This window comes from Bradyrhizobium sp. LTSP849 (assembly GCF_000938255.1).
Classification (GTDB): Bacteria; Pseudomonadota; Alphaproteobacteria; order Rhizobiales; family Xanthobacteraceae; genus Bradyrhizobium.
Genome location: NZ_JYMR01000056.1, coordinates 546,164 through 559,479, shown reverse-complemented (window position 1 = coordinate 559,479; position 13,316 = coordinate 546,164). Strand labels below are relative to the sequence as shown.

The 13,316-nt window shown below is 63.5% G+C and carries 14 protein-coding genes; 8 read left to right on the top strand and 6 right to left on the bottom strand.

Going from position 1 to position 13,316, the window contains the following annotated elements; all coding sequences use genetic code 11:
- Window positions 1-77: 77 nt before the first annotated feature.
- Together UB31_RS39720 and UB31_RS39715 are read left to right on the top strand one after the other, a co-directional pair.
- A complete protein-coding gene (locus UB31_RS39720; RefSeq protein WP_045014710.1) occupies window positions 78-1,886 on the top strand; it encodes an ABC transporter ATP-binding protein in 1,809 nt (602 codons plus the stop codon).
- Between the two features lie 47 nt (window positions 1,887-1,933).
- A complete protein-coding gene (locus UB31_RS39715) occupies window positions 1,934-2,635 on the top strand; it encodes a fumarylacetoacetate hydrolase family protein (protein WP_045014709.1) in 702 nt (233 codons plus the stop codon).
- A gap of 62 nt (window positions 2,636-2,697) precedes the next feature.
- Here UB31_RS39715 and UB31_RS39710 read toward each other — a convergent pair whose 3' ends face one another.
- The gene (locus UB31_RS39710) at window positions 2,698-3,156 is read right to left on the bottom strand and encodes a YybH family protein (protein ID WP_045014778.1); all 459 of its coding nucleotides are present in this window, start codon (window positions 3,154-3,156) and stop codon (window positions 2,698-2,700) included.
- 138 nt (window positions 3,157-3,294) lie between these two features.
- On the opposite strand from UB31_RS39710, the gene UB31_RS39705 reads away from it, so the two are divergent.
- The 4 genes from UB31_RS39705 (at window position 3,295) to UB31_RS39690 (ending at window position 6,663) form a co-directional block, all read left to right on the top strand.
- Window positions 3,295-3,990 (top strand): ABC transporter permease, encoded by a 696-nt coding sequence (locus tag UB31_RS39705; protein WP_045001574.1) that lies wholly within the window; start codon window positions 3,295-3,297, stop codon window positions 3,988-3,990.
- A gap of 33 nt (window positions 3,991-4,023) precedes the next feature.
- Window positions 4,024-4,857, top strand: coding sequence for an ABC transporter substrate-binding protein (locus UB31_RS39700; RefSeq protein ID WP_045014708.1), 834 nt, complete (start codon window positions 4,024-4,026; stop codon window positions 4,855-4,857).
- Window positions 4,858-5,009: 152 nt separating this feature from the next.
- A complete protein-coding gene (locus tag UB31_RS39695) occupies window positions 5,010-5,822 on the top strand; it encodes an amino acid kinase family protein (RefSeq protein ID WP_045014707.1) in 813 nt (270 codons plus the stop codon).
- Between the two features lie 13 nt (window positions 5,823-5,835).
- The gene (locus UB31_RS39690; RefSeq protein WP_045014706.1) at window positions 5,836-6,663 is read left to right on the top strand and encodes an amino acid kinase family protein; all 828 of its coding nucleotides are present in this window, start codon (window positions 5,836-5,838) and stop codon (window positions 6,661-6,663) included.
- 178 nt (window positions 6,664-6,841) lie between these two features.
- Here UB31_RS39690 and UB31_RS39685 read toward each other — a convergent pair whose 3' ends face one another.
- The 3 genes from UB31_RS39685 to UB31_RS39680 all read right to left on the bottom strand — a co-directional run bounded on the left by UB31_RS39685 (window position 6,842) and on the right by UB31_RS39680 (window position 9,155).
- Window positions 6,842-7,771 carry an aspartyl/asparaginyl beta-hydroxylase domain-containing protein gene (locus tag UB31_RS39685; protein ID WP_045014705.1) on the bottom strand — a complete coding sequence of 310 codons (930 nt, stop codon included), beginning with the start codon at window positions 7,769-7,771 and terminating at the stop codon, window positions 6,842-6,844.
- Window positions 7,772-7,914: 143 nt separating this feature from the next.
- Window positions 7,915-8,070, bottom strand: a complete 156-nt coding sequence (locus UB31_RS42395; protein WP_173896977.1) for a hypothetical protein — start codon at window positions 8,068-8,070, stop codon at window positions 7,915-7,917.
- 56 nt (window positions 8,071-8,126) lie between these two features.
- Complete coding sequence (locus UB31_RS39680; RefSeq protein WP_245306152.1) at window positions 8,127-9,155, bottom strand: LysR family transcriptional regulator; 1,029 nt, start codon at window positions 9,153-9,155, stop codon at window positions 8,127-8,129.
- A 225-nt stretch (window positions 9,156-9,380) separates the two neighbouring features.
- Between UB31_RS39680 and UB31_RS39675 the strand changes: the two genes are divergently transcribed.
- Complete coding sequence (locus tag UB31_RS39675; RefSeq protein WP_045014704.1) at window positions 9,381-10,091, top strand: SDR family NAD(P)-dependent oxidoreductase; 711 nt, start codon at window positions 9,381-9,383, stop codon at window positions 10,089-10,091.
- A 19-nt stretch (window positions 10,092-10,110) separates the two neighbouring features.
- Entirely contained in the window at window positions 10,111-11,355 is a 1,245-nt protein-coding gene (locus UB31_RS39670; RefSeq protein ID WP_045014776.1) for an MFS transporter, read from the top strand.
- A gap of 18 nt (window positions 11,356-11,373) precedes the next feature.
- Here UB31_RS39670 and UB31_RS39665 read toward each other — a convergent pair whose 3' ends face one another.
- Together UB31_RS39665 and UB31_RS39660 are read right to left on the bottom strand one after the other, a co-directional pair.
- Complete coding sequence (locus UB31_RS39665) at window positions 11,374-12,840, bottom strand: flavin-containing monooxygenase (protein WP_045014703.1); 1,467 nt, start codon at window positions 12,838-12,840, stop codon at window positions 11,374-11,376.
- 50 nt (window positions 12,841-12,890) lie between these two features.
- Window positions 12,891-13,310, bottom strand: a complete 420-nt coding sequence (locus UB31_RS39660; RefSeq protein ID WP_045001494.1) for a nuclear transport factor 2 family protein — start codon at window positions 13,308-13,310, stop codon at window positions 12,891-12,893.
- Between the last annotated feature and the right edge of the window lie 6 nt (window positions 13,311-13,316).

Genomic DNA, 13,316 nt, shown 5'->3' with positions numbered 1-13,316 from the left:
CCGCTTTAGCGGGCACAGAGGCCCTTCGATCCCTGACGCGCGGGCAGCCTTGCCGCTGCGCCGTCAATGGAAAGCGGATGGCCCAGTTTCCAAAGAAAATCACCGACGATCCCTATGCGGCAGCGGTCCTGATTCGCCGCCTGGTCACGGAACAGGGGGTCATCTACTGGCGGCGCTACCTCGTCGCCTTCGCGCTGATGGCGCTCGCCGCAGGCTCGACCGCGGGCGCGACCTATGTGCTCGGCCAAGTCATCAACCAGGCCTATGTCGACAAGAACATCCCGGGCATCGCGATGTTCTCGGGCATCACGGTGATCCTGCTCTTCATCAAGGGCGTGGCGACCTACGGCCACATGGTGATCCTGACCAAGATCTCTAACGCCATCCTCGCCACCAACCAGCGGCAGCTGTTCGCCAAGCTGATGCGCGAAAGCATCGGCTTCTTCTCCGAACGGCATTCGTCTGAATTCCTGGCGCGGCTGACGGCCGGCGCGAAGTCCATCACCGACGTGCTCAACATGCTGGTCAACGCCATCGGGCGCGACCTCATGATGCTGCTCGCCATGATCGGCGTGATGGTGTGGCAGGACCCGGTGATGTCGTTCATCGGCCTTGTCGCGGTGCCGCCGGCGATGCTGGTGCTGCGCAAGCTGGTCAAGCGCATCAAGGGTCTCGCTTTCAACCAGTTCACCGGCACTGCCGACATCATGGAGACCATGCAGGAATCGCTGCAAGGCATTCGCACGGTCAAGGCGTTCACGCTCGAAGAGACGATGCAGAAGCGCATCGACGAGAACATCGCGATCGTCGAGCGCAACGCCAACAAGATGGCCCGCGTCGCCAACCGTTCCAATCCGCTGATGGAAATGCTCGGCGGTTTCGCGGTCGCCGGCTGCCTGCTCTATGGCGGCTACAGCGTCGTCGCACTCAACGCCACGCCCGGCGCGTTCTTCTCCTTCATGACCGCCTTCCTGATGGCGACCGAGCCGGCCAAGCGGCTGGCGCGGCTCAACATCGACCTCAACAGCCAACTCGTCGGCGCGCGCATGCTGCTCGAAGTCGTCGACAGCCCGGCGAGCGAGCATTCCGATGACGACAAGCCGGCGCTGAAGCTGTCCGAAGCCAAGATCGAGATGCGCGACGTCAGCTTTTCCTATCGCGCCAATGAGACCGTGCTCAACCGCATGAGTTTTGTGGCCGAGCCCGGCAAGGTCACCGCGCTGGTCGGTCCGTCCGGCGGCGGCAAGTCGACCGTGCTGTCGCTGCTGCTGCGCTTCTACGAGCTGACGCAAGGCGACATCGTGATCGACGGCCAGTCGATCGGCGCTATCTCGCGAAAATCGCTGCGGGCGCAGACCGCCTATGTCGGCCAGGACGTCTATCTGTTCCGCGACACCATCCGCAACAACATCGCCTTCGGCCGGCCGGGCGCGACCGAAGATCAAATCATCGATGCCGCCAAGGCGGCTTGCGCGCATGATTTCATCATGGGCTTCCCGCTCGGCTACGATACCCCGGTTGGCGAGCACGGCACCCAAGTATCGGGCGGCCAGCGTCAGCGCATCGCGGTGGCGCGCGCGCTGCTCAAGAACGCGCCGATCATCCTGCTGGACGAGGCCACCGCCGCGCTCGACTCCGAGTCCGAGAAGCAGGTGCAGGAAGCGATCGAGCATCTCTGCCAGAACCGCACCACCATCGTGATCGCGCACCGCCTGCACACCATCATGCGCGCCGATGCGATCCTGGTGGTCGAGGGTGGCGAGATCGTCGAGCAGGGCCGGCATGACGAGCTGCTGCGCCGCTCCGGCCGCTATGCCTCGTTCTTCCGCCTTCAGAACCACGACACCGGCGTCCTGGCGCTGGCGCCGATCAGTGCAACGGCTTAGGATCGTTCCCACCCCAAAGGTCACCCCAAGAGCAGCGAGACCGCTTCATGAACGCCGCCTCCTACGTCATCCCGCTTCCGTCCCAAGCTTCGCTTCCCGTCGTCGGCGAGGCCGGCCGTTACCCGGTCCGCCGCATCTGGTGCGTCGGCCGCAACTATCTCGAGCACATCCGCGAGATGGGCAATGACGAGCGCGCGCCACCGTTCTTCTTCGCCAAGCACGCCGACATGCTGGTGCCGGATGGCGCCACCATTCCCTATCCGCCGCTGACCAAGGATCTGCATCACGAGGTCGAGCTGATCGTCGCGATGAAGAGCGGCGGGCTGAACATTCCCGCCGACAAGGCGCTCGATCATGTCTACGGCTATGCCGTCGGCATCGACCTGACCCGCCGCGACCTCCAGATCGCCTCGCGCAAGAAGGAGCGTCCCTGGGAGATCGGCAAGTCGTTCGACGGTTCGGCGCCCTGCTCCGCGGTGCAGCCGGCCTCGAAGATCGGCCATCCCTCCAAGGGCAAGATCTGGCTGACGGTCAACGGCAAGGAAGCCCAGAAGGGCGACCTCACCGAGTTGATCTGGAACGTGCCGGAGATCATCTGGCAGCTCTCGCAGCAGGTGAAGCTCGCCGCTGGCGACATCATCATGACGGGTACGCCAGCCGGCGTGTCGCAGCTGCAGCCCGGCGACAAGCTCGAATGCGGCGTCGACGGCGTCGGCACGCTGAAGGTCTCGATCGGCCAGCCGGAATAGGCTGCACGAGATCCCGAAATCAAAAGGCCCCGGACATGTCCGGGGCCTTTTTCTATTCGCACCTACCAGGCCTTCACGGGCCGATTGGCGTGGCTCACCTGCGGCACGCCGCGATTGAGCGACATGTGGGAATGCACACACAGCCAACCATCGGCACTTTTGGAGAACACCATCGTCGCCCGACCCGGACGCGGAAACGCGCTGCCGTCCGGATGGTAGCCGGTGCTCGTCCACGGTGCGATCACGGTCGCTGTCGCACCATCGGCTGACGCCAGAATCGCCGTCTGATCGAGGACGAAACGGAAGTCGGTCGTCTTTGGCCAGACGTTATTCCATTGCGTGGTGACCCACTGATCGAGGCCGGGAATGACGTCGTTATGCGTACCGAAGGCGAGCACGTCCGGATGGAACAGCGGCCGCGCCGAAGCGTAGTCGACCTCGCGGACATAACCTGAGAATGTTTCCAGCCACTGGCGGAAGAATTGCGCTATCTCGGTATTCGCGGTCGGCAAGGGCGCCATTGCCTGCTCCATGTTAGGCTACTAAATCGCGGCAATCTTGTTGCCATGGACCGAACTATCCAGCAAGACTCGCGCCACGATCACGCCGGCTGGCTTGTGTGGTTTGGCATTTCCTTCTCGCTTCGCTTAGAAGGGGGAATGAACGATTTCACCCAGGCGCTTCAACTGGCAGCGACGTTGATTGGCCGCTTTGACCCGGAGCTCCGCGGCATCGTCGCCCTATCTCTGGGAGTGAGCCTGACAGCAAGCGCCTTGGCGTTCATCGTTGGCTCGCCGCTAGGCCTCGCGTTGGCCATCTGTCGTTTCCCCGGCAAACAAGCCTTGATTGTGACCGCCAACGCTCTTCTCGGCTTGCCCCCCGTGGTCGTAGGTCTCGCAGTCTATCTGCTGCTCTCTCGCTCAGGCCCGCTCGGCTCTCTCGGGATCTTGTTTACCCCAGCGGCGATGGTCATCGCGCAGGCCATCCTCGGCATCCCGATCGTAATCGCCTTGGTGCACCGCATGACGGTGGACCTCTGGGCCACGTATGGCGAAGCCTTGCTGGTAGATGGAGCCTCGCGCGTCCGAGCCGCAGCCTCGCTCATGAACATTGGCCGCGAGGGGCTAATCGTCGCGTTTCTTGCTGCGTTTGGCCGGGCTATCGCTGAGGTCGGCGCGATCATCATCGTTGGAGGCAATATACGAGGCTACACGCGAACAATGACGACCGCCATCGCACTGGAGACGAGCAAGGGTGAGTTGAGCTTCGCACTTGCGCTTGGCATAATCCTTATCATTCTATCGATGACCGTCAGCGCGTTCACCCACGTATTTGGACGCGCCTTGAGACGCTGAGACAGCAAAAGATTATTGCAAGGGAGTTCACCCGTGAGCCGATGGTTCAGCCCGGTTGCTATCGAGATTGCAGTTCTGTTGGCTGTGCTGAGTACTCCTGTCTCGGCACAAAGTCAGACGATTATCGTAGCTTCGACAACCTCAACACAAGACTCGGGATTGTTCGACTACCTGTTGCCGATCGTTCGAGAAAAGACCGGCGTCGAAGTCAAGGTCCTCGCGCAAGGCACCGGGCAGGCCCTCGACACAGCGCGGCGGGGTGATGCCGACGTGGTGTTTGTTCATGCCAAGTCGGCCGAGGAAAAATTCCTGGCCGAAGGATTTGGTGTCAAGCGCTACCCGGTCATGTACAACGACTTCGTTCTCATTGGGCCGAAGGACGATCCTGCGGGGATTCGAGGCCTTGACGTAACCGCCTCGCTCCAGACCATACAGACGAAGGCCGCCTCCTTCATCTCCCGAGGAGACCGGTCTGGTACGCACATAGCCGAGCTCACACTTTGGAAAGACGCAGGCGTCGACGTCACAAAGGATCGCGGCAGCTGGTACAAGGAGATTGGTCAGGGAATGGGAGCCGCCCTCAACGTCGCATCGGCATCTAATGCCTATGTACTTGCGGACCGCGGCACATGGCTGGCATTCAAAAAGCGCGGTGACCTTGTCATCCTCGTCGAAGGCGACAAGCGACTCTTCAACCAATATGGGGTGATGCTGGTCAATCCAATAAAGCACCCGACGGTGAAGAAGGAAGCGGGCCAACGCTTCATCGATTGGCTTATCTCGCCAGACGGGCAGAACGCGATCGCAGGCTACAAGATCGAAAGCCAGCAACTCTTCTATCCAGACGCGAACGATCCGGGGGCGTAAACCGAAGCGCCCTGGGCGGCCACTTCACGTAGGGCCACTGAATCGCGGCAATCTTGTTGCCATGGGCCGAACTATCCAGCAAGACTCGCGCCACGATCAGGACCGGAGGGTCCACCGTCACGACTGCATCAGAAAACGAGAGGATGTCTCGGATGTCGAACACCATCACGGAGCTCGAGGGGCTGCTTATGCAGCGCTCGCTCACCGATCCACAGCTTCTGGCCGCCGCAGAAGCGGCGTCGGACTTCCGCATCCTGCCGGGTGCCACCGTCATCAAGATCGGCGGACAGAGCGTGATCGATCGCGGCCGGGCCGCGGTCTATCCGCTGGTCGACGAGATCGTCTCCGCGCGCAAGACCCACAAGCTCCTGATCGGCACCGGCGCCGGCACGCGCGCGCGACATCTCTACTCGATAGCGGCCGGGCTTCGCCTGCCCGCCGGCGTGCTCTCGCAGCTCGGCGCTTCCGTGGCCGACCAGAACGCCGCGATGCTGGGACAGTTGCTGGCCAAGCACGGCATCTCCGCCGTGGGTGGCGCCGCGCTCTCCTCGGTGCCGCTGTTCCTGGCTGAGGTGAACGCCGTCATCTTCAGCGGCATGCCGCCCTATAGCCTGTGGATGCGTCCCGCGCCCGAGGGCGTGATCCCGCCCTACCGCACCGATGCCGGATGCTTCCTGGTGGCCGAGCAATTCGGCTGCAAGGGAATGATCTATGTGAAGGACGAGAACGGCCTTTACACCGCGAACCCAAAGACGTCGAAGAACGCGACCTTCATCCCGAAAATCTCAGTGGCCGAGATGAAGGCCAAGGGCCTCCAGGATTCGATCCTGGAATTCCCGGTGCTCGATCTCCTCGCCTCGGCTCGCTACGTCCACCAGGTGCAGATCGTGAATGGTCTCGTCCCCGGCAATCTCACCCGCGCGCTCGCGGGCGAGCATGTCGGCACCATCATCACTGCGAGCTGAGGAGGATAGCGCCATGACTGTCACCAACCAGATCAAGCACGTCGCTTCGCCGCTCGCGCGCCAGACCCTCCTCGACGGCGATCTCACCCGCCCCGTTGCCGGCAACCGCCCGATCAAGCTGCTGCCCTGGGTGCAGGTCATCAAGATCGGTGGCCGCATCATGGATCGCGGTCACGAAGCGATCCTCCCGCTCGTTGACGAGCTGCGCTCGCTGCTGCCCGAGCACCGCCTGCTGATCCTGACCGGCGCCGGCATCCGCGCGCGCCATCTCTACAGCGTCGGCCTCGACCTCGGACTTCCCGTCGGTTCGCTGGCGCCGCTCGCCGCAAGCGAGGCCGGCCAGAACGGCCACATCCTTGCGAGCCTGCTCGCGCCGGAGGGCGTCTCCTATATCGAGCATCCCACCATCGCGAGCCAGCTTGCCATTCACCTCAGCGCAGCCCGCGCGGTCGTCGGCAGCGCCTTCCCGCCGTACCACCATCATGAATTCCCGACGTCGCGTGTCCCGCTGCATCGGGCCGATACCGGCGCCTTCCTGCTCGCCGACGCACTGGGCGCCGCGGGACTGACGATCGTCGAGGACGTCGACGGCGTCTACACCACTGATCCCAATGGCGCCGACGGCAAGAAGGCGGAGCTGTTGAAAGACGTGAGCTTCGCCGAGCTTGCGAAGCTGAAGGCCACGCTGCCGGTCGATCGGGCGCTGCTGGAGGTCATGGCGAATGCGCGACACATCGCGCGCGTGCAGGTCGTGAACGGCCTCGTTCCCGGTCGGATCACGGCGGCGCTGCGCGGCCAGCACGTGGGAACGATCATCAACACTGGTGCCAAGCCGGTGTAACGCCACAGCCAGGTCCGAAAAAACAAATCCCCGGAGCTCGCTCCGGGGCTTTGCGATTCAGTCACCGTAGCCCGGATGGAGCGAAGCGCAATCCGGGGCACTCTCGCCGCGGCAAAATCCCGGATTTCGCTTCGCTCCATCCGGGCTACGCGCTTCGCCGATCCGCGCTACAGCTGCTTCAGCGCAGCGCCGACATCACGATGAGGCCGAGGATCAGCGCCGTCAGCGAGTATTTCAGCGTGTAGTAGACGTTGCGGTTCCACGCCTTGACCTTGCGGCTGGCGAGATGGATCTCGTAGAGCTTGCCGAACACCTTGTTGAGTACGCCGACGCTCTCGCCGTCGACGTTCTGGGTCGCCGACGCCTTGACGATGTGGTGGCTGACCCAGCGGTTGATCGCGGTCATGAAACCGAACTTCATCGGGCGTTCGACGTCGCAGAACAGGATGATGCGGTTGACGTCGGTCGCATTCTCGGCGCTGTGGATGAAGGTCTCGTCGAACATGAAGGCCTCGCCGTCGCGCCAGACGCATTCGACGCCGTCGACCAGGATGCGGCACTTGTTCGAGTTCGGTGTCACGAGCCCAAGGTGATAGCGCAGCGAGCCCGCGAAGGGATCGCGGTGTGCGCCAAGCTTGCCGCCCGGCGGCAGCATCGCAAACATCGCGCCGTGCACGCTCGGAATCGAATTGAGCAGCTCGACCGTCTGCGGGCACAGCGTACGCGCCGAGGGCAGGAAGTCGTCGTACCATTTCAGGTAAAAGCGCTTCCAGCCGCTCTTGAAGAAGGAATAGAAACCCCAGTCGTTGTTCTTCGCTGCCGCGCGGATAAAACCTTCGTCGAACAGGCGGACGGCCTCGTCGCGGATGGTCTCCCAGTTCTCGCTGAGCGGCTTGAGCTCGGGAAACTGCTCGACCGAAATCACCGGCCTGTTCGGCACGGCCGAGCCCGCATACATCAGAACGTTGTAGGGGGCGAGATAGGTCGAGTGATCGCCGAGCTGGCGCGCAAAGCGCAGCCGCTGCTTGCCGCGGAAGTGAACGTAAATTGTCGAGGCCGCAAGGATATAAAGAATGACCAGTTGCGGTGCAAAAAGCTGCTTCAGCATTTCCCCGTTCCCCAGTGACCCAGCCGGGGACGTGATCTAACGCGACCCGGCCCGAGCGGCAAGATATTCACCGCTGGGTTGCGGTCACTCTGGGGAGAACATCCGACGAGAGATCGGGCCGAAACGGACCGAAACGAGCCGGATCAGGTCCGCGACAGCGCCTGAAGACCCTTGAAGGTCAGGCGCTTGGGGTCGGTGACGCCGGCGAGATAGAGCCGGCGAATGAAGGCGATGACGGCGTCGCGGTCGCAATCGGTCAACGCGACGACGGCGTCGACCGCGATCTTCTGGGCTTCCATTGGGCTCACCTCGGCCTTGCGAGTAACCCCGGCCGAGACAGGCTAGGACTCATCCGTTAATTCGGCGTTAACCGTTTGGGCAGGATGGCCGATTCAGCCCGGCGGCCGAATACGCAAAACAACGCATTTATTGTTGCGGCGCGGTAGCCCTCCCGGCCGCTCAGCACGCCCCGATGGCTCTTCTTGAGCTGCGCAAAATGCTTCTTCAGCCGCGGCACGGCAAAATCGGTGAAGGCGCGCACCTTGGGCACCGAAAGCCGGCCCTGCGGACTGATCAGGTGTGCCGGCATCTCCGGATCCTCGTCGCTGGCAAGCAAAACCTCGAGCTCGCCACGCGCGACCTGCTCGGCCACCTGGTACGAGTACATCCGCGCGACGCCACGCCCGGCCACCGCCGACGCCACGGCGGCATAGGTGCTGTTGACCATGAGGCGCGCCGTGAACTGCACCGTTCGCGGCACCGATGAGTTCTTCAGCGGCGCGAAAGTCCAGGAATTGGGCAGATGCGCCATCGCCACGATCTGATGCTTGGCGAGATCGCCGGGCTCGGCGATGCGCGGATGCTGCTTCAAATAGCGAGGAGCCGCCACCACGACGCGGCTGATCTCGCCGATCCGTATCGCCACCATCGCCGAATCCGCGAGGGGGCCGATGCGAAGCGCGACGTCGACGCCCTCCTCGATCAGATTGACCGCGCGGTCGAACAGCAGGAGCTTTGCCGACACGGTCGGATAGGCGTCGAGAAACGCATCGAGGATCGGCCGCAGCACCATTTCCCCCGAGACCACTGGAGCGGTGATCGTGAGCAGACCACGGGGCGCCGCGCGCGGTCCGGCCGCGATGTCATCGGCCTCTTCGAGCTCGGTGAGCACGCGGCGGCAGATCGCGACATAGCGCTCGCCCTCCTCGCTCAGCTTGATCGAGCGCGTGGTCCGATGCAGCAGCTCGGCGCCGACCTGCCCCTCCAGGAAGGCAATGGCGCGGCTCACTGCCGCCGGCGAGCGCCCGAGCTTGCGTCCCGCGGCCGCAAGGCTCCCCTCGTCCACCGCAAGGACGAACACCTTCATCGCATCCAGACGATCCATGCGCTTCCCGCCGCCCCCTGAGATTCCGGCTGAAAACTAGGCGTTCGCCGCGGCCGCGACAACCGCCGCCGGGCGCCGAACCAGCATTCGTTCGCGCCGCGAAAGAATGTCTGCCGGACGGCGCGTATTCGCAGCCGGACGGCGGCGGCGTACCTCACAACCCAAGCCGGCCGCCGCCCCACAGCTGACCGGCAGAGGGTCTCAAGCCAACAACAGGAGCCCATCATGGGTATCGAGCAGAAGGTCGCCATCATCACCGGTGCTTCGCAGGGCATCGGCGCTGCCCTCGTCCAGCGGTTTCGCGATCGCAACTATCGTGTCGTTGCGACGGCACGCTCCATCAAGCCGTCGGGCGACGATGACGTGCTTGCCGTTCCCGGCGATATCGCCGACTGGAGCACCGCCGAACGCGTGGTGTCGCAAGCCGTCGCCCGGTTCGGCCGCGTCGATACGCTGGTCAACAATGCTGGCATTTTCGTCGCGAAGCCATTCACGCAGTACACGGCCGAGGACTACGCGGCCGTTTTGGGCGTCAACGTCGCGGGCTTCTTCCGGATCACGCAACTCGCCATCGCCGAGATGGAAAAGCAGGGTTCGGGCCACGTCGTTCAGATCTCAACCAGCCTGGTTGATCACGCCAACTCGAACGTGCCGTCGGTGCTTGCTTCGCTGACCAAGGGCGGCCTGAACGCCGCCACCAAGTCGCTGGCGATCGAATATGCCAGGCGCGGCATCCGCGTGAATGCGGTCGCGCTCGGCATCATCAAGACGCCGATGCACGCGGTCGAGACACATGCGCAGCTCGGCGCGCTGCACCCCGTCGGCCATATGGGCGAGACGTCCGACATCGTCGATGCTGTGCTTTATCTCGAGGGTGCCTCCTTCGTCACCGGCGAGATCCTGCACGTCGATGGCGGCCAGAGCGCCGGCCATTGAGCCGGTGCAGGAGCACGACATGACCGAACTCAACGCCGATACCAAGCACCACGCCCGGCCGCATCAGCGGCCGGGATCGAATTCGCAATCAACGCCGCAGCAAACTTGGCGATATGCCGTCGCGGGCCTGTCCGCATCGCTCGTCGGACTTGGCCTCGCCCGCTTCTCTTATACGCCGTTGATCCCGGCGTTGATCGCGGCAAAATGGTTCAGCGCGTCCGACGTTGTTTATCTCGGCGCCGCCAACCTGGCCGGCTATCTCGGCGGCGCGCTCGCGGCGCGAGCCGTCGCCGGACGCATCGGTGCCGTCGGCGCGCTACGGGCGATGATGTTGCTCGCGACGCTTTCCTTCTTTGCCAGCTCAGTGCCGGTGTCGTTCACCTGGTTCTTCGCCTGGCGTTTCCTCTCAGGACTCACCGGCGGCATCATCATGGTGCTGGCGGCCTCCGTCATTCTCCCGCACACCTCGCCCGCGAGGCGCGGTATCGTCGGCGGCGTGATCTTTGCGGGCGTCGGTCTCGGCGTCGCTGCATCGGGCACGCTGGTGCCGCTGCTCCTGCAGCAGGGTTTGCAACAGAGCTGGTATGGCCTCGGCGTGCTCTCGGCCCTGCTCACGCTCGCAAGCTGGTGGAACTGGCCCGCGGAAGCGAAGGCCGACGCAACGCCTGTGCAACATCACGTGAAGCAGCGCCACACCTCGCCCGCCATCCGCGCTTTGCTGATCCAGTATGGCCTCAACGCGGTGGCGCTGGTGCCGCACATGGTCTTCATCGTCGACTTCGTGGCGCGCGGCCTCGGCCAGGGCATCGCGGCGGGATCGCGCTACTGGGTGCTATACGGCCTCGGCGCGATCGTCGGCCCGCTGGTGACCGGCCATCTCGGCGACAGATCCGGCTTCGGACCCGCCTTGCGCGCCGCGTTCCTGATCGAGGCGGCCGCCGTGCTGCTGCCGACCGTCAGCACCGCACCGGTGTCGCTGATCGTGTCGAGCATCGTGGTCGGCGGCTTCACGCCCGGTATCGTGCCGCTGGTGCTCGGACGCATTCATGAGCTCCTCCCGCATTCGAGCGAGCAGCAGCGCGCGACATGGAGCCAAGCCACAACCAGTTTTGCCCTATTCCAGGCTGCCGCGGCTTACGGCTTCTCCTGGATCTACGCGAACACCGGCGGCGACTATCTCGTCCTGTTCGCTCTCGGCGGCGGTGCCGTGGTGCTGGCGCTCGCGATCGACCTTGGCCTCGCGCTCACCACGCGCAATGCATAGAAGCGGCGACGGCGGCGATCAGGAATACTGCATCACGCCGTCGTCGATCCGGCCGAAGCGCAAAGAGACGATGTCGAAGGCGTAGTTCTGGTAGAGCCGCCACGGCTGCTTCGAGCCTTGCTTCGGCATTTTCGCCACCGAACGCTGCACGTAGCCCGAAGTGAAATCGAGCGACGGCTGCGCGGTGATCGTGGCATCGTCATTATGCGGCATACACTGGCGGAAATTGTGCCGGTCCATGTAGTTGATGAGCCGGCAGACATATTCGCAGGTGAGATCGCATTTCAGCGTCCAGGACGCGTTGGTGTAGCCGAAGGCCGAAGCCATGTTCGGCACGTCCGCATACATCATGCCCTTGTAAGTCAGCGTGTTGGCAAAATCGACGGCGCGGCCATCGACGCTGACTTCGAGGCCGCCGACGACCTGAAGCACCAGCCCCGTCGCAGTCACGATGATATCCGCCGCAAGCTCGCTGCCGTCCTTCAGGCGAATGCCGTCGCGCGTAAAGGTGTCGATCTCGTTGGTGACGACGGAGGCGCGCTTTTCGCGGATCGCCTTGAACAGGTCACCATCGGGCACGAGGCACAGCCGCTGATCCCAGGGATTGTAGCGCGGCGTAAAATGCGTCGCGACATCGTAATCGGGACCGAGCGCCATCTGCACGCCCTTGAGGATCAGATCCTTCACCTTGGCGGGCTTGCGCCGGCTGAGCTGGAAGAAGAACATCCCCCACATCACGTTGCGCCAGCGGATCACATGATAGGCAAGCCGCGTCGGCAGATTGCGGCGCAGTTTGTTGGCCACCGGATCCTGCGCCGGACGCGACACCACATAGGTCGGCGAGCGTTGGAGCATGGTGACCTGTGCCGCCGTCTTGGCGAGCTCCGGCACCAGCGTCACCGCGGTCGCGCCAGATCCGATCACGACGACGCGTTTTCCCGAACAGTCGATATCCTCGGTCCATTTCTGCGGATGCACGACGCGGCCGGCAAAGTCCGCCGCGCCCTTGAACTCCGGCGTATAGCCCTGCTCGTATTTGTAGTAGCCGGCGCACATGAACAGGAAATTGCAAGTGAAGCGCGTGAGCTCGGTCGCGCCTTCACCTGTCGTGCGCTCGACCTCAACGGTCCAGCGCGCATCATGCGTCGACCACGACGCGCGCTTCACGCGATGGCGGAAGCGGATGTGCGTCTCGATGCCGTTCTCGGCCGCGGTCTCACGCACATAGTTCAGGATCTGCGCGCCGTCGGCGATCGCCTTCGGATCGGTCCACGGCTTGAAGGAATAGCCGAGCGTGAACATGTCGCTGTCGGAGCGGATGCCGGGATAACGGAACAGATCCCAGGTGCCGCCGATGCAGTCGCGGCCCTCGAGGATGACGTAGCTCTTGCTCGGGCATTTGGACTGGAGATGATAGCCCGCGCCGATGCCGGACAGGCCGGCACCGACGATCAATACGTCGAAATGTTCTATGGCTTCGGTCATGGCGTTCTCCCTCGGCACAGGATGGGCAGCGCCGCGCCGAATTGCAACCGTCAAGGGGTTGCCGCGCCGATGACGCAAGCGGTGTCGAAATACTCGTAGAACTCGACCGCTTTGCCGTCCTTGAAGCGCCAGAAATCGACCTTCGGCGTCTCCGCGACCTTTCCGGTACGCTTGTTGGTCCAGGCGCATGTGCCGCGCGCGAAGACGGCATCGCCTTGCGCGACAAACTCGTTGATCGTGTAGTATTGCATGGCCCAATCAGCTAGCAGACCGTCGAAATAACCGCGAAGCTTCGCAGGATCATCGTACTGCGTGGCGAATGCCATCGGCTCAACTCCCCGCGGAATCGAGCCGAAGCTGATCTGTGGGCCAATGACGCTGTCGAACCAATGGTCGACGCTTTGACCCTTGCTGTCGTTCCATAGGCGATAGGCTTCCGTCAGCAGTCGAACGTTGGCTTCACTGGACATCGCGCT